We start from the raw sequence: 15,483 nt of genomic DNA, 5'->3' as shown, positions 1-15,483 counted from the left end.
CCATCCTCGCCGAATCTCGCCGGTCCTCGCACTTCGGGGCGCGTACCGCATTCGACGGAGTAGTTTGGCGATGGCACCTCTCAGCGACGAGGAAGTGAAGCAGGCATATGGTTTCACACCAAAAAGATGTCGGCACAGCGAAATTGGAAAAGGTCGTCATTCGGTTCGCCGGGGATTCCGGCGACGGAATGCAGCTGACGGGCGATCGCTTCACCCACGAGGCCGCCGCCTTCGGTAACGACCTGGCCACCCAGCCCAACTTCCCGGCCGAGATCAGAGCGCCACAGGGCACCCTGCCGGGCGTCTCGTCCTTCCAGATCCAGATCGCCGACTACGACATCCTCACCGCGGGCGACCAGCCCGACGTGCTGGTCGCGATGAACCCCGCCGCGCTGAAGGCGAACCTGGAGGATCTCCCGCGCGGCGCCACCGTCATCGTCAATACCGACGAGTTCACCAAGCGGGCCCTCGCCAAGGTCGGCTACCCCGCCGATCCACTGGCCGACGACACGCTGTCGGATTTCGTGGTCCACCGCGTCCCGATGACCTCGCTCACCCTCGGCGCCACCGAATCGACCGGAGTCGGCAAGAAGGACGCCCAGCGCGCGAAGAACATGTTCGCCCTCGGCCTGCTGTCCTGGATGTACGGGCGACCGATCGGCGGCACCGAGCAGTTCATGAGGGAGAAGTTCGCGACCAAACCGGACATCGCCGAGGCCAACATCCTGGCGTTCCGTGCGGGTTGGAACTACGGCGAGACCACCGAGAGCTTCGCCACGACCTACGAGATCGCGCCCGCGAAGCTGCCGCCGGGCACCTACCGCCAGATCACCGGCAACACCGCGCTCGCCTACGGCCTGATCACCGCCGGTCAGCTCGCGGGGCTGCCGGTCTTCCTCGGCACCTACCCCATCACGCCGGCCTCGGACATCTTGCACGAACTGAGCAAGCACAAGAACTTCGACGTCACCACTTTTCAAGCCGAGGACGAGATCGCCGGAATCGGCGCGGCGCTGGGCGCTTCGCTCGGCGGCGCGCTCGGCGTCACCAGTACCTCCGGTCCCGGACTCGCGCTCAAGAGCGAGACCATCGGCCTGGCCGTGATGACGGAGCTGCCGCTGGTCGTGATCGATGTCCAACGCGGCGGACCGTCCACCGGCCTGCCGACCAAGACCGAGCAGGCGGACCTGTTGCAGGCGCTCTACGGCCGCAACGGCGAATCGCCCGTGGCGGTGCTCGCGCCGCGCTCCCCCGCCGACTGCTTCGCCACCGCGGTGGAAGCCGCGCGGATCGCACTCACCTACCGCACGCCGGTGCTGCTGCTGTCCGACGGCGCGATCGCCAACGGCTCCGAGCCCTGGTCCATTCCCCAGGTCACGGATCTGGAACCGATCGACCCCGCATTCGAACCGGAAGGCGAGGACGCCGACCCCTTCCAGCCGTACGCGCGCGATCCCGACACACTCGCGCGCCCGCTCGCCGTCCCGGGCACGAAGGGGCGCGCCCACCGCATCGGCGGTCTGGAGAAGGCCGACGGCAGCGGCAACATCTCCTACGACCCGGCCAACCACGAACTCATGGTCCGCCTGCGGCAGGCCAAGATCGACGGCATCGATGTGCCCGACCTCGTGGTCGACGATCCGGACGGCGGCGCCGAGCTGCTGTTGATCGGCTGGGGCAGCTCCTACGGTCCGATCGGTGAGGCGTGCAGGCGCGCGCGGCGTCGCGGGGTTCCGGTGGCCCAGGCACATCTGCGTCACCTGAATCCGTTGCCCGCCAACCTCGGTGACGTGCTGCGCCGCTACCGCGTCGTGGTCGCGCCGGAGATGAACGGCGGGCAGCTGGCCACACTGTTGCGCGCCAGGTACCTGGTCGACGTGCGGCCGTGGACGAAGATCGCGGGCACCGCGTTCTCCGCCCAGGAACTGGTCGGAGTCATCGACGCGGCACTGGACGGGTCGATCACGGAGATGGAACAGAACAAGGTCTTCGCCGCACGGGCGCGGGCCACGTACCACACGGCTGGGGGTAACGCATGACCATCGTGGAGACCTCGCTGGTCGGCACCGATCTGGGACTGACCGGAGTGTCCGGGGTGCCGTCCGCGGACCGACCGCAGAAGGTGAAGGACTACACCTCCGATCAGGAGGTGCGCTGGTGCCCGGGCTGCGGCGACTACGTGATCCTGGCGACGGTGCGCGGCTTCCTCGCCGAACTCGGATTGCGCAGGGAGAATCTGATGTTCGTGTCCGGGATCGGCTGCTCGAGCCGCTTCCCGTACTACTTGGAGGCCTACGGCATCCACTCCATCCACGGTCGTGCGCCCGCCATCGCGACCGGTTTGGCGGTCAGCAGGCCCGACTTGTCGGTCTGGGTGGTGACCGGTGACGGCGACGCGTTGTCCATCGGCGGCAACCACCTGATCCACGCGTTGCGCCGTAACGTGAATATGACGATCCTGCTGTTCAACAACCGGATCTACGGCTTGACCAAGGGGCAGTACTCACCGACCTCGGAGCAGGGCAAGGTCACCAAGTCGACCCCGATGGGCTCGGTGGACCATCCGTTCAACACCCTTTCGGTGGCGCTGGGGGCCGAGGCGACCTTCGCCGCCCGCGCGCTGGATTCCGATCGCGCGGGACTCACCGAGGTACTGCGCGCCGCCGCGGAGCACCGCGGCACGTCGTTCGTGGAGATCCTGCAGGACTGCCCGATCTTCAACGACGGCTCCTTCGACGTGCTGCGCCGGGAGAACGCCGCGGACCATCTGATCCCCCTGCGGCACGCCGAGCCGATCCGTTTCGGCACGGAGGGCGAATTCGCGGTCATACGAAAGGGTTTCGGGCTCGCGGTGGCCCGCACCGACAGCGTCGCGGAGTCCGACATCGTCGTGCACGACGCCTACGCCGACGACCCGGAATACGCGTACGCGCTCTCGCGCCTGTCCGACCAAGGGCTCGAGCACGTCGTCACCGGCATCTTCCGCAGCGTCTCGCGGCCGACCTACGACGACGCGGTGCGCTACCAGACCGACACGGCCCGGGAAAAGAGCCCCATCGGTCCCGACACGCTCCAGTCCCTGCTCACCGGGCGCGAGACCTGGACGGTCGGATAACCGGCCGGGTGCGCGTGCAGCGGGTCAGCCGCGCTTGGCGAAGCCGAACTCGACGACGGCGTCGCGTTCCTGCTCCAGCTCGGCGACCGAGGCGTCGATCCGGGGACGGGCAAGGTCGTCGATGGCCAGATCGGGCACGATCGTGTACTCGCCGTTCGCGCACGTGACCGGGAACGAGCTGATCAGCCCTTCGGGCACGCCGTAGGAGCCGTCCGAGGGAACGGCCATGGAGACCCAGTCGCCGTCCCGGGTGCCGCGTACCCAGTCGTGGATGTGATCGATCGCGGCGCTGGCCGCACTGGCCGCCGACGACGCGCCGCGGGCCTGGATGATGGCGGTGCCACGCTGCTGAACGGTGGGCACGAAGTCCTCGGTCAGCCACGCGGGATCGCCGACGAGGTCGAGGGCGCGACGGCCCGCTACGGTGGCGTGCGCGATATCCGGATACTGCGTCGCGGAGTGGTTGCCCCAGATCGCGACTCGTGCGATGTCGGCGGCGGCCGCACCGGTCTTCTTGGCCAGTTGCGCGATGGCGCGGTTGTGGTCCAGACGCGTCATGGCGGTGAAACGCTCGGCGGGCACGTCGGGCGCGTTGCTCATGGCGATGAAGGCGTTGGTGTTGGCCGGGTTGCCGATCACGAGCACCTTCACGTCGTCCGCGGCGCTGGCGTTGATCGCGGCGCCCTGCTCGGTGAAGATCGCGCCGTTGGCGGCGAGCAGATCCGAGCGTTCCATTCCGGCGGTGCGCGGCCGGGCGCCGACGAGCAGGGCGATGTCGGCGCCCGCGAAGCCGATCCATGGGTCGTCGCTGAAGTCGATGGACTTCAGCAATGGGAACGCGCCGTCTTCCAGCTCCATCGCGACGCCCTCCAGTGACGCCACGGCGGCCGGGACTTCCAGTAGCCGCAGACGCACGGGCGTGTCCGGGCCGAGCATCGCGCCGGAGGCGATCCGGAACAGCATGCCGTAGGCGATCTGGCCCGCGGCTCCGGTCACGGTGACGGTCACGGTCCCAGCGGCGGTGCTCACGACGAACTCCTTGCGGTCGGCGGACTCTCGCTGCCCACCCTAACCACACTCACCGCCTCTCGATGCCCACGGTGAGCCATACGACACCCGCCGCGACCCGGTACCGAGCTCGGGGAGGAGGAGCGGCCCGGAGCAGATACGAGCGTCCACGCTACGAGGCACAGCGGCACGGAGGTCAGCCGAGCGTGGCGACCTCGGTGTCGGTCAGAACGATCGGCGACACCACGTCCTTTGCCCGCGCCAGCCGCACGGCGCGGTAGAGCGGCCGTTCCTCCAGCCCGGCGTCGCGCGCCTCGGCGCGCAGTTGGTGCACCAACATCTCCGAAACGGCCACCGCCGCAGCCAACCGACTCGCGGCGAGCGCGTCCGCGAGCCTGCGCAGGCCGAGCAGATGCAGTTCGCGGCCGCTGCCCGCGTCGGTGTACATGGCCAGCGGAACGACCTGCGACACCTCCCCCGCGGTGACCCGAAGGGCGATCCGGCTCAACCGCGCCGGATACACCAGGATCTCGACTCCGGTCGCCGCCGAGATCTCCACCTGTCGTTCGCCGAACAGCCTGCGGGCGTGAATCCGCGTGCCGGTCAACCACATCCGCCGTCGGCGCAGCGCGAGGGCGTACAGGACGGTGGGCGCGCCGACGACGATGCCGACGGCCACCGCGATCGGCCAGCTCACCACGGTCGCGGCCAGCAGCGCCGCGCCGAGCCCGATGCCCGCCGCGGCCAGCGCGAGGCGGCGCAGCATCGGCGCGTACAACTCGGGCGCGACCAGATCGAGCCCCACCGGCGCGACCGCCCGCTGGTCATCAGAATTCGTGGACACTGCTCCGCCCTCTCGCGACTCCGGCCGCCGGTGGTGTGCGCGCCGGTCACGCTACCGCGCCCACCACCCGTCCTGCGACGGATTCGACGCACAGTTCCGTGCGCGCGGCGGTTGTGCCGCGATACCCGACGGCACGCGCAGCCGCCGCGCCGCTACCCGGCCAGCGACTCCCGGATCACGCCGACCGCCTCGGGCAGCGGAATCTGCCGCTGGTCACCGGTGGCCATGTCCTTGAGCCCGATCGTGTTGTCCGCGAGATCGCGATCACCGAGCACGAGCGTGAACTTCGCCCCGGAGCGGTCGGCCGCCTTCATCGCGCCCTTCACGCCGCGCCCGCCATAGGCGAGATCGACTCGGACGCCCGCCGCGCGCAACTGCGCGGCCACCACGACCAGCCGCTGCTTGGCGGCGTCGCCCAACGGCACGCCGAAGACCTCGCAGCGCGCCGGGTTGCCCGCCGACTTGCCCTCGGCCGCCAACGCCAGCATGGTGCGGTCGACGCCGAGGCCGAACCCGATACCCGACAGCGGCTGTCCGCCGAGTTCGGCCATGAGACCGTCGTAGCGGCCGCCGCCGCCGATGCCGGATTGCGCGCCCAGACCGTCGTGCACGAACTCGAACGTGGTCTTGGTGTAGTAGTCCAGGCCGCGCACCATGCGCGGGTTCACCACGTACGGCACACCCAGCGCTTCCAGGTGGCCGAGCACCTGCTCGAAGTGCGCCTTGGCCGACTCCGACAGGTGATCGATCATCAGCGGCGCGTCCGCGGTCATCGCACGCACCTCGGGTCGCTTGTCGTCCAGCACGCGCAGGGGGTTGAGCTGGGCGCGCCGCTTGGTCTCCTCGTCCAGCGGCAGCCCGAACAGGAAGTCCTGCAGCAGTTCGCGGTACTGCGGACGGCATGTCTCGTCGCCGAGCGAGGTGATCTCGAGCCGGAACCCGTCGAGTCCGAGCCCGCGGAACCCGGCATCGGCGATGGCGATCACCTCGGCGTCCAACGCCGGATCGTCGACGCCGATCGCCTCGATGCCGACCTGCTGCAATTGCCGGTACCGGCCGGCCTGCGGCCGCTCGTAGCGGAAGAAGGGACCGGCGTAGCACAACTTCACCGGCAGCTGCCCGCGGTCGAGGCCGTGCTCGATGACCGCCCGCATCACGCCCGCGGTCCCCTCGGGACGCAGGGTGACGCTGCGGTCGCCGCGGTCGGGGAAGGTGTACATCTCCTTGGTGACCACGTCGGTGGACTCGCCGACACCACGAGCGAACAGGCCGGTGTCCTCGAAAACCGGCAGCTCGATATGCCCGTACCCGGCCAGTCGGGCGGCGCGGAGCAGACCGTCGCGCACCGCGACGAACTCGGCCGAGCCGGGTGGCACGTAGTCCGGTACCCCCTTCGGGGCGGAAAAGCTGCTGGTCTTGGTCACGATGCTCCAGTTTCCACCACTACGCCCCCGCAAGTCCAACCGGTTCGCCGAACCGCCCCTGAGGGAAGGTTGCGGAGCAGTCTCAGGAAGAAATGGCACACTCTTACCCGATGTAACCGGATACGGGAGGAACGTGGTAGTGCCGAGCAACGAACAGCGACGAGCAGCGGCGAAACGCAAGCTGGAACGTCAGCTCGCCAACCGGGCCGAGCGGGCGCGCAGGCGCAAGCAACTCACCATCGCCGGATCGGTGCTCGGTGTCGTCGTCGTGGTCGCCGCCGTGACCGGGGTGTATTTCCTGACCCGCAGCGAGGACAGCGGCAGTTCCGACGCCGCCGACCCCTCGCTGTCCAGCGCCCCCACCGCGGCCGCGCCGCCCGCCGCGAAGGCCAAACCCGCGACGGTCGACTGCGCCTACCGCGACAGCGCCAAGCCCGCGGACAAGCAGGCCACCAAGCCGAAAGCCGACGGCATCCCGACCACCGGCGTCGACGCGAAGGTCAGCGTCAGCGTGGAGACCAGCCAGGGCCCGATCGGCCTGACCCTGAACAACGCCGAGTCGCCGTGCACGGTGAACAGCTTTGTCAGCCTGGCGGCACAGAATTACTTCGACGGCACCAGCTGTCACCGGATGACCGCGGGCGAGGGTCTGAAGGTCTTGCAGTGCGGCGACCCCACCGGCACCGGGATGGGCGGGCCCGGTTACGAATTCGACAACGAATACCCGACCGATCAGTACGCTCCAACCGATCCGGCGGCGACCTCCGAGCCGATCGCGTACAAGCGCGGCGTACTGGCCATGGCCAACGCGGGCCCCGGAACCAACGGCAGCCAGTTCTTCATCGTGTACTCCGATTCGCAGCTCCCGCCGCAGTACACGATTTTCGGCACGGTGGACGACAACAGCCTGGGCACCCTGGACAAGATCGCCGAGCTGGGCCAGGACGATTCCAACGGTCCCGGCGATGGGAAGCCGAAGCAGCCGGTCACGATCCAGTCGGTTCGCATCGACCGCTGAGCCGCAGCGCCCGGGCCCGCCGCCGATCTCCGGCCGCGGGCCCGAGCCATATCCGGCCCCGTCCGGCCGGAGCAAGGATAGTCGAACCTTTCTTCGGATAGGGTGCCCTCAGTTCGAAGATCATCCGGCGCGCCCGCAGACACGCCGGAAATGTGCGATATATGCTGATAAAGCAGCACGCTCGTTCGATTGTGCCGACCTTTGTCGGGTAATCTCGAAACAAGGAGTTCCCGCAGCGCAGTACCCCCTCGGCCGGGTGATCCCGCCCTGGGAGTGCCGCGCCGCGAGCGCTCCGGGTGTCCACGTTTGCAGGCGGGACCCGCTGCACGGGACTACAGTTCGCGTGGCGGCGTCCGTAACGAAGCACCACAATCATCCATAGTGATCACTGCAGCATCGGGGAGCAGCCATGTCCGAGGAACTGGACGACATCGGCCGGGAAACCGCGGCCATGATGAGGACAATGTTGCAGCTTGCGACGCTCGTCGCCTTGCGGACCCGCGAGCGTGGTCAGAAGGAAGCCGAAGCGCGCGCCAAGCTCACCGAGGCCCGTATCAAAGAGGCCAAGGAATTGCAGCTCCGTGAAGCCAGGGACGCGAAGGCCAAGGACCCGCGCAATACCGAGCTGGCCAGGCTGATCGAGAAGCCGCTCGCGGAAAAGGGTGTGTCTTTGGAGAAGGACCGCTTCTCCGCGCAGGCCGAGGCAGGACGGATGGCGGCCAATGCCGCCGCCACCGCCAAGCCTGCTATGCAATACGATTCCGCGGAACGGCGGATGGCGATCGCCGCCCATCTCGCCAAAATGGGTGTGGCGCCGGAACTCGCGGCAGTACGGATGCTGATCGAAGTAGGGCAGGCGCAACCGCCGGGCGAAGCCGTACGCGGCCGCCCCGACGAGGCGCCGTCGGTCACCAGGGCGAGGGAACAGGAATCCCGCGGCCTGGAACGCACGAGGTAGCCGCACGAACAAACGCCCGCCGGATTCCGGCGGGCGTTCGTCGTTCCGGGACTCTCGCGAGAACCGCTGTAGCACAGCAATTCACGTGCGGAAGTCACCCACTGTGGGATCACCGAACATGCCGTGCTGCGGCGACTTCAGGGGCAGCGGGCTGAGCATGTCCTTGTGACCGTTGCGCACACTGCAGTACTTGAACGGCCCCTTGGGGTCGAACAGCTTCGACATGTGCGGGTCCGCGTGATCCAGGAACCAGACGCTCAATCCGGTCCGCCCGTCCAGCCGGTAGTGCTCCCAGGCCCGCCACAGTGCGTCCAGGCGGGCGATCGCCTCGGCATGCTGCCACCACTCCGGGCACCACACCGTGTCACTGAGATCGGTGACCTGCCGCCGGTAGACCAGGCTGAGATAGTTCTCGACGAACTCCACCACGCTCGCGTAGATCATCGGTTGTTGCTGCTGCTCGGTCACAGCGGCCGAACCTCCTCGACTTGTCCCTGTTCCTGCGGCGGCGTCGACTTGGTCAGCGACGGCGAGCCCAGGTCCGTGATCTCCGTCTTGCGCTGCGGATCGTGACGCGAGATGGACTTCTTCACGTCGGCAGCGTACTCACCCTCCCACCACGGCACGGTCCGGATGAGCACCGGTGGCGCACCGGAGGGGAACAGGATGGCCCGGCCGCGCGGCAGCGTCGCCAAACCGTTGACCGAGAACGTCTTGGACGAGCTGAGCGAACGCGAGTAGCTCTTGCCCCCCTTGGATTCGGAGACCGACTGCGAGATCGCGTCGTAATCGCCGAGCACGTCCGAACGTTCCTGCAGGAACTTGGTGTCGTCCACGCCGCTGCCGAGCACCTTGATGTTCGCCGCCGACCACAGCGCGTTCATGCCGCTCTCGCCCCAGCAGCGCGCGCCCTGCGCCCAGGACTGCAGCACCGTCATCACCACGATGCCGCGCGAGCCGAAGTGGCTGTACTGCTTGGGCAGATCCTTCCAGCGCACCACGTTCGCGGCCTCGTCGAGCACCGCGAGCATCGGGATCGCCAGTCGCCCACCGGCCGACTGCGACGCCTTCCGCATCGCCACGTCCACTACCGCCTCGGTGAGCGCGCTCACCAGGGGGGCGGCCGACCCGCGGCCTTCCAGCGACAGGCTGTAGAGCGTTCCGTTGTTGTCCAGGAACTCCAGCTCGTCGAATTCCCTGCGGTCGCCGCCGCGGGTGATCCACGGATGCACGTTCGACAACTTCAGGCAGCGGATCATCTTCTTGGCGGTGCCGAAGATGCCGCTGCGCGTCCGCGGGTCGGTGTTGTACTGCGAGGACAGACCCGAGGCCGTGTAGTGATGGCGGGCGGCGCGCAGGAGTTCGATGGGCTCGGTGTCCTGCGGGTTGGTCACCCATTCCCACACCTGCACGATCGGCCTGCTGCCGTTGCGATCGCCGACCGCGGCGGCGAGGAACAGTCCGGCCAGCAGGTCCTCGGCCTCGGGATCGAAGAACGCGTCGGTCTTGGTGTCGCGGCCGTCGTCGCCGTCGGCGAAGTGCCCCGCCAAGCGCGCCGCGCGCATTTCACAGCCCTCGCGCTTGGCATCAACCCAGGACAGCGGATCCCAGAACCAGGTCGGCTCTTCGCCCGCGACACCCTGCGGATCGAAGACGAAGGTGGGACTTCCCTTGGCCTCGCGGACGTCTCGGGTGGCGTCGACCACGTCGCGTTTGTTCGAGGTGGCCAGTACCGGGCCGATCGCGGTGAGGATCGCCGGGATCACGCGGGATGTCGACTTGCCCTGACGGGGACCCCAGATGTCCAGATGCAGATCCTCATAGGAGCCGTAGAGCATCACCCCGTCGGCCACACCGATACCGATCGGCACGCCGGGAAGATCGTCGTAGCCGAGTTTCACGCCGAGCTGCTGGGCCTTCTCCCGGACACCCGCCTCGGTGAGCATCGAGATCGCGCCGCCGTTGCCCATCACGTCGGCCTTGTCGTCGACCGGCAGCCTGCCCTTCGTCCGGTGCTTCTGCAACCGCTTGCGGATCACCAGATAGGCGATCACGCTCAGGATCACCAGCAGTATGATCGCGGTGGCCGCGCCCGGCCATTGCAGCTTGCCCCGTGCCAGATCGGCCGCGATGGCGATCGGGTTGAACGGGACCTTCTGCGGGCTGCCTGCCAGCAGGTTGCCCAGATGCAGCGCGAGCCAGAGGGTTCCGAAGATCGCGAAGCCGGCGTAGGTCAGTAGCAGGCTGACATCGGGTCCGGGCACGGCCGGATCCGTCACCTTTTTCTTCTTCGCCATGTGTGCCTCCTGGGTCGGCCGTCCGGTACGGAAAGCGGGTGGTCAGCGGAATGCGTCGAGCCGCCAGCCATCGGGTGTGCGCACGACGGTGGCGATCACCGTCGCGGGCGGCAGCGGCTCCTTGCGCCCGTCCGGATAGACGACGGTCTGCTCGATCCCGATCTTGAACTGCTGGACGTTCGGGTCGCTGAGAGTCGGCGCCTTCTCCCCTGACGCGAACGTGAACGCCTCCACGCGCGCCCCTTCCCTCGCCCAATCCGCCCATTGCAGCGTCGACTTCGGCGTCTCCACCGCGGTCGGCGCCGCATCCAGCATACGAATCAGGCTGGGGCCGAGAAACTTCCGAGCCCGGCCCAGCGAGGTGCCTTGGCTCTCCGTGGCGGGCTGCCAGCTGTAGATCTCCCGCAGCGCCGCGACCGCGACGCCGTCGGGCGTCACAGGGTCGGGGGCGGGCACGCCTTCCAGCAACCGGGGTGTGGACGTAGCGGGGCGCGCCGCATCGGATCCCGCGTCCACGCCGCCACAGGCCGCGCTCAGCACCGCGACGCTCACCACCAGCATCACCACCAGTTTCGCGCGTGCACTTGCTCTATCCATCCAGGCTAGCCGCATACCGGGGCGGCGCGGCAGTCCCGCCGCCGCGTGTTCGGACCGGTGGACGCTCACAACACCCTCCTCGCACGTCCGTCCCCCGGGACCGCGACTTCCGAAACACCGCCCGCGGAGCGGGAATCCGCACCCGGCACCGATTGGATCATCCGCCCGTTCCCGGCGTAGACACCGACCTGCGCGGGACCACGCGGACCGAACGAGCTGAACACCAGATCTCCCGGCCGCGCCTTGCTCATCGGCACTTCCGCACCCGCCTCCCATTGCTGTTCGGCCGTGCGCGGCAGCGTCACCGTGCCGGAGGACGCCGCGAACACCGCCGCCGCGGTCAAGCCCGGTCCGTCCAGTCCTCCGCCGGTGGGTCCTTGGGGTCCGCCGCCGCCCCAGACATAAGGGGTGCCGAGCCATTCGTGCGCGGCTTCCACGATCTGGTCGCCTGTCGACCCCTGCCCGGGGGTGAATCGGCCGACCGAACCCGGCGCTCGGTACTGCGCCTCCATCGCGAGGATGTTGCGCACGTACGGCTGGGTCTCGGCATAGTGTGCCGCGAGCTGGTTCGGCATGCCGCCGGAGGCCAGCACCGCGCCCTCGCCCGCGTTGTACGCCGCCAGTGCCAGCGCGACGAGATCGCCCTGCACGCGGCCCTCGGCCTGCCACCGCTGGATCTTGTGCGCGATCGCGCACATGTAGCGCCCTTGACCGATGATCGCGTCACCGTCGTCCCACACACTGGCCACGCCGTTGCCGTCGGCGTCGATCACGTAGGGCTGACCGTCGTCGGGATTGATGCTCACCGCCGTGGTCGGCAGGAACTGCGCCAGCCCCTGCGCACCGGCGGGGGAGGTCGCGCCGCGCCGGAAACCGGACTCCTGCCTGCCCTGCGCGGCCAGCAGCGACGGCGTGACCTGCGGGCAGATCGAACCCGCCCGGCGGTACCAGATCTCCAGTTCCTGCGGCACCTTCCCCGCGGCGAGCGCGCCACCGGCGGTGCCGAAGCCGAGAGTGCAGCGTGGATCGCTGGAGAAGGCGCGCGCACCGCCGACGTCCGGGGTCGGCGCGCCGTCCAACCAGGGCAGCGGGTCGATCTGGCGTCCTCCGGTGAACCGGCCGCCCGGGACGATCTCGAAATGCAGATGGGGGCCGCTGGATTCACCCGCCGAACCCACCGCACCGATGTGCTGTCCCGCGGTCACCGTGTCGCCCGCACGGACGAACACGCCGGAGTCCCACATGTGTCCGTAGACCGCCGAGTACGAACGGCCGTTGGTATCCACCGAATCGACGACGATCCAGTTGCCGAACCCCGACGCCGGACCCGCGGCGACGACCCGGCCGTCGGATACCGAGAAGATGGGCGTGCCGTCGGCCGCGGCCAAGTCGATGCCCCGGTGCGCGCCACCCCGCGAGCCGAAGGTGTCCGACACCGTGAAGGTTCCGGTGGCCATCGGCAGCGTGCGGCGCAGCGGACCGGCGCCCGCGGCGAGCGAGGGCGTGGCGGTCGCCGCCGGATTGGTCTGTGTCGCGCCGGGACCCGTGGTCGCGGCAGCGCGCCGATCGCCCGGCGCGTAACCGCCCAGCGGCGGAAGCGCCGACTGCGAGCCCAGCACCGACCCGCCCTCGCAGGCATCGTCCACGGCGGGCATGACGATGACCAGCACGATGGTCATCAGGCCGAGCACCGCGCCCAGCGCCGTCCACAACGCCGATTTGCCGCTCATCGCCGCACTCCGGCATCGTGCCGCGCGCAGCCGTGCTTCACGTCCGGCGCCGGGCTTCGTTGAGGGTGTCGGCCAACGTGCGGTTCATCTCGGCGGCGGCCGCCAATTGTTGTTGCAGCAGTGCGACTTTGCGCCGCAGCGCCGTCGCGTCCATCCGCTCCAGACTCGGCCCCTCGGCCGCGCGCACCCAATTCCGCACCGAATTCGTGTGCACGCCGATCTGTTCGGCGACCACGCGGCAGGCCTCCGATTCACTGCGCAGCTTGCCGGTCAGCGCGATGACCTGTTCGACCGCCGCTTGGCGTACCTCCGGTGAGACGCGGCGGTAGGACCGGTGCGGCATCATGCGGCGCTCCCCGGCGAATTCGATCCGCGCGAAGTCGATTCGGTGAACTCGCTGAACCGCTGGTTGGTGTCGTGGATTCCGCTTTCCTTCTCCGACAGCGTGAATTCCATGTGGAAGGGGATGCCGGGCCGACGGTCCTCGCCGATCTTCAGCAGGAACTTACCGGTGCCGGGCGGGGAAGGGCGCTGCTGCCCCGGTTTGAGCGCCTCGCCGGTCAGCGCTTGCGGTGCGGACCATCCGGTCACCATCTCCTCCTCGGCCGATGTGAACGGAACCGTGCTGTCGAGCCGTTTGATCTCCTCGGCCGGGAGCGCGCCGAAGATCTTGGCGCGCGCCCGCTCGAGGAAACCGAGCGCTTTCGCGATGGCGGCTTCCGATCCGAGCGCTTGCAGGTCCTTGATGGTGTGGCTGATCATGATCAGCGCGGTGGCGATGCCGCGCTGCAGCCGGGTGAGCTCGTCGACGCGGTCGACCATGAAGTCGCCGAGACCGAGCACCTGCCACAGCTCGTCCATCACCACTTGGAAATAGCGCTGTGGGCCGAGCTTCGCGTCGGCGAGCACGTGCGCGGCCTCGACCGAGGCGAATCCGTCGGCCCAGCAGGCCAGCATGACAGCGGCCTTGAGCTTCTTGTCGCCGGTCGGGATGTGCGAGACGTCCATGCACACCGCGACCGCGCTGGTGTCGATCGGCACGGTGGTCTGGCCGTTGAACACCGCGCCGAAGGGGCCCTGGGTGAGCGCGCGCAGGGAGCGGCGCAGCCCCTTGATCGCTTCCTGGTATTCGGCCGGATTGTCGGAACCGGCGTCGAGCATCAATTCCTCACCGCCGCCGACGATCACCTCGAGGAGGTTCTCCATGATCGGCGGTTTGTCCGGCGTGTATCCGCTGCCCGGCCGGTAGAGGATGCGCAGCGCGGTGGAGATCAGCGTCTCCTCGTAGTCGCGGACGCGGTCGCCGCGCACCAATTCGACCAGACCCGCGATCAGCGTCACCTGCCGGGCCCGAAGGTCCTGCAACACCTGCAGTTGCAGTGCCGGGAACTCCTCCAGTCGGGGCACCACCGCACCGAGCACGCCCGCCGCCAGCGGGTTCAGCTTGCCGTGCCCGTAGCCCAGATCGATCACCTGGCCGCCGACCAGTTCGACCATCTTGCGGTAGTCCGGTTTGACGTCGGCGAGAATCAACGGCGTGATCCCCTGCGCGATGCCGCCGAGCACGATCCGGCGCACCAGCGAGGACTTGCCGAAACCGTTGAGGCCGAGTACGAACAGGCTGGGGGCGGTGATGAAACTGCCGCGCATGAACCAGTTCATCGGATCGAAGCAGACCGGCGCACCGGTGTGCAGATGTGAACCGAGGGGCGTGCCGATCAGCGGCGCGCCCGCGCCGACCGACCACGGCCACAGGCCGGCGACCTGGGCGGTGGTGGCGCGGTACTCCACCGGGCGGCCGACCACGTTCATGCGCCCGCCTCCCGGTCCCGCGTAGCCGCGGTCGGTGAGCTGGGCTGTGCTGCGGTCGAATCCGTCCTCGATCGTCTGCTCCGCGCGGGCCGCGTAGTTGCGGCGGCGGATGTCGTCGGTGCGAACCCGGAACTGCGCCCACGCCGCACGCAGGCCACTGCCCTCGCGGGCGATCATCTCCAGCTTGGCGCGGGTGGCGTCGTCCAGCAGCGGCGGACCGGACTGCTTGCGCCGATCCGCTTTCGCCTTCGCGCGGCGAGCCGCTTTGTCCGTGTACGGGGCGCCCATGGCGCGGTCGGCGGTGTAGTCGACCTTCGCCGACCGCGCCACCCGGCCGTTTCTGCCGCCGTTGCGTTCCGGCCGCGCGGCGATGCGCTCGGTGACCGCGTCACGGGACATCCGAGAGTTCCGCTCACCGCGTGGACGTTCGGCGTGCGCCCGGTCGCCGCGCACGCCGTCGGACCGGCCCGTGCCCGCTCGCGTCCGCCGCTCCGCCGTCCGCCGATCGGGCGCGTCGACGCCCGGCCGGTCCTCGCCGTTCACCCGCGCCGAATCCCGTGCGGGGCGGCGGCGCTCCGGCCGCTGTCCCCACTCGTCCCGGCCGGATTGTTCGAGCCGCCTGCGACGTGCGTCCTCGTCCCGTTCCCGTACGGGTGGCTCGTAGTCCCGTGCCATGAATC

Annotated in this window: 13 protein-coding genes; 4 read left to right on the top strand and 9 right to left on the bottom strand. The window is 68.9% G+C overall.

Features of this window, described 5'->3' with window-relative positions; translation table 11 throughout:
* Positions 1-107: 107 nt before the first annotated feature.
* Complete coding sequence (locus K8O92_19710) at positions 108-2,039, top strand: 2-oxoacid:acceptor oxidoreductase subunit alpha (GenBank protein ID UAK30171.1); 1,932 nt, start codon at positions 108-110, stop codon at positions 2,037-2,039.
* Complete coding sequence (locus tag K8O92_19705; protein UAK30170.1) at positions 2,036-3,115, top strand: 2-oxoacid:ferredoxin oxidoreductase subunit beta; 1,080 nt, start codon at positions 2,036-2,038, stop codon at positions 3,113-3,115. Before K8O92_19710 ends, K8O92_19705 begins: the two co-directional genes overlap by 4 nt.
* A gap of 24 nt (positions 3,116-3,139) precedes the next feature.
* Here the strand turns inward: K8O92_19705 and K8O92_19700 are convergent, their stop codons facing one another.
* From K8O92_19700 to hisS, 3 genes are all read right to left on the bottom strand, one after another.
* Positions 3,140-4,144 (bottom strand): malate dehydrogenase, encoded by a 1,005-nt coding sequence (locus K8O92_19700; GenBank protein UAK30169.1) that lies wholly within the window; start codon positions 4,142-4,144, stop codon positions 3,140-3,142.
* A gap of 175 nt (positions 4,145-4,319) precedes the next feature.
* Positions 4,320-4,967, bottom strand: a complete 648-nt coding sequence (locus tag K8O92_19695) for a hypothetical protein (protein UAK30168.1) — start codon at positions 4,965-4,967, stop codon at positions 4,320-4,322.
* A gap of 152 nt (positions 4,968-5,119) precedes the next feature.
* Positions 5,120-6,391, bottom strand: a complete 1,272-nt coding sequence (hisS, locus tag K8O92_19690) for a histidine--tRNA ligase (protein ID UAK30167.1) — start codon at positions 6,389-6,391, stop codon at positions 5,120-5,122.
* A gap of 139 nt (positions 6,392-6,530) precedes the next feature.
* Here hisS and K8O92_19685 point away from each other — a divergent pair, with 139 nt between their 5' ends.
* Positions 6,531-7,409, top strand: a complete 879-nt coding sequence (locus K8O92_19685; protein ID UAK30166.1) for a peptidylprolyl isomerase — start codon at positions 6,531-6,533, stop codon at positions 7,407-7,409.
* A 409-nt stretch (positions 7,410-7,818) separates the two neighbouring features.
* The gene (locus K8O92_19680) at positions 7,819-8,367 is read left to right on the top strand and encodes a hypothetical protein (protein ID UAK30165.1); all 549 of its coding nucleotides are present in this window, start codon (positions 7,819-7,821) and stop codon (positions 8,365-8,367) included.
* 81 nt (positions 8,368-8,448) lie between these two features.
* On the opposite strand, the gene K8O92_19675 is transcribed toward K8O92_19680, so the two are convergent.
* Genes K8O92_19675 through K8O92_19650 form a run of 6 tightly spaced genes read right to left on the bottom strand, consistent with a single transcriptional unit; the run spans position 8,449 to position 15,478 of the window.
* A complete protein-coding gene (locus tag K8O92_19675; protein UAK35823.1) occupies positions 8,449-8,811 on the bottom strand; it encodes a DUF4913 domain-containing protein in 363 nt (120 codons plus the stop codon).
* A gap of 20 nt (positions 8,812-8,831) precedes the next feature.
* The gene (locus K8O92_19670) at positions 8,832-10,664 is read right to left on the bottom strand and encodes a TraM recognition domain-containing protein (protein UAK30164.1); all 1,833 of its coding nucleotides are present in this window, start codon (positions 10,662-10,664) and stop codon (positions 8,832-8,834) included.
* A gap of 42 nt (positions 10,665-10,706) precedes the next feature.
* On the bottom strand, positions 10,707-11,276 hold the full coding sequence (locus K8O92_19665) for a hypothetical protein (protein ID UAK35822.1): 570 nt from the start codon (positions 11,274-11,276) through the stop codon (positions 10,707-10,709).
* Positions 11,277-11,326: 50 nt separating this feature from the next.
* Positions 11,327-12,991, bottom strand: a complete 1,665-nt coding sequence (locus K8O92_19660) for a peptidoglycan DD-metalloendopeptidase family protein (protein UAK30163.1) — start codon at positions 12,989-12,991, stop codon at positions 11,327-11,329.
* A gap of 37 nt (positions 12,992-13,028) precedes the next feature.
* Positions 13,029-13,337, bottom strand: coding sequence for a transposase (locus K8O92_19655; protein UAK30162.1), 309 nt, complete (start codon positions 13,335-13,337; stop codon positions 13,029-13,031).
* Positions 13,334-15,478, bottom strand: a complete 2,145-nt coding sequence (locus tag K8O92_19650) for a hypothetical protein (GenBank protein ID UAK30161.1) — start codon at positions 15,476-15,478, stop codon at positions 13,334-13,336. Before K8O92_19650 ends, K8O92_19655 begins: the two co-directional genes overlap by 4 nt.
* Positions 15,479-15,483: the final 5 nt, after the last annotated feature.

The organism is Nocardia asteroides, from assembly GCA_019930625.1.
GTDB classification, from domain to species: Bacteria; Actinomycetota; Actinomycetes; order Mycobacteriales; family Mycobacteriaceae; genus Nocardia; species Nocardia sputi.
The sequence above is the reverse complement of the archived record's forward strand: the minus strand, read 5'-3'. Positions and strand labels throughout refer to the sequence as shown.

Excerpts from the sequence above, each read along its gene's own strand:
- K8O92_19710 (UAK30171.1), top strand. The coding sequence starts at position 108 with ATGGTTTCACACCAAAAAGATGTCGGCACAGCGAAATTGGAAAAGGTC.
- K8O92_19705 (UAK30170.1), top strand. The coding sequence starts at position 2,036 with ATGACCATCGTGGAGACCTCGCTGGTCGGCACCGATCTGGGACTGACC.
- K8O92_19680 (UAK30165.1), top strand. The coding sequence starts at position 7,819 with ATGTCCGAGGAACTGGACGACATCGGCCGGGAAACCGCGGCCATGATG.
- K8O92_19675 (UAK35823.1), bottom strand. The coding sequence starts at position 8,811 with ATGATCTACGCGAGCGTGGTGGAGTTCGTCGAGAACTATCTCAGCCTG.
- K8O92_19670 (UAK30164.1), bottom strand. The coding sequence starts at position 10,664 with ATGGCGAAGAAGAAAAAGGTGACGGATCCGGCCGTGCCCGGACCCGAT.
- K8O92_19665 (UAK35822.1), bottom strand. The coding sequence starts at position 11,276 with ATGCGGCTAGCCTGGATGGATAGAGCAAGTGCACGCGCGAAACTGGTG.
- K8O92_19660 (UAK30163.1), bottom strand. The coding sequence starts at position 12,991 with ATGAGCGGCAAATCGGCGTTGTGGACGGCGCTGGGCGCGGTGCTCGGC.
- K8O92_19655 (UAK30162.1), bottom strand. The coding sequence starts at position 13,337 with ATGATGCCGCACCGGTCCTACCGCCGCGTCTCACCGGAGGTACGCCAA.
- K8O92_19650 (UAK30161.1), bottom strand. The coding sequence starts at position 15,478 with ATGGCACGGGACTACGAGCCACCCGTACGGGAACGGGACGAGGACGCA.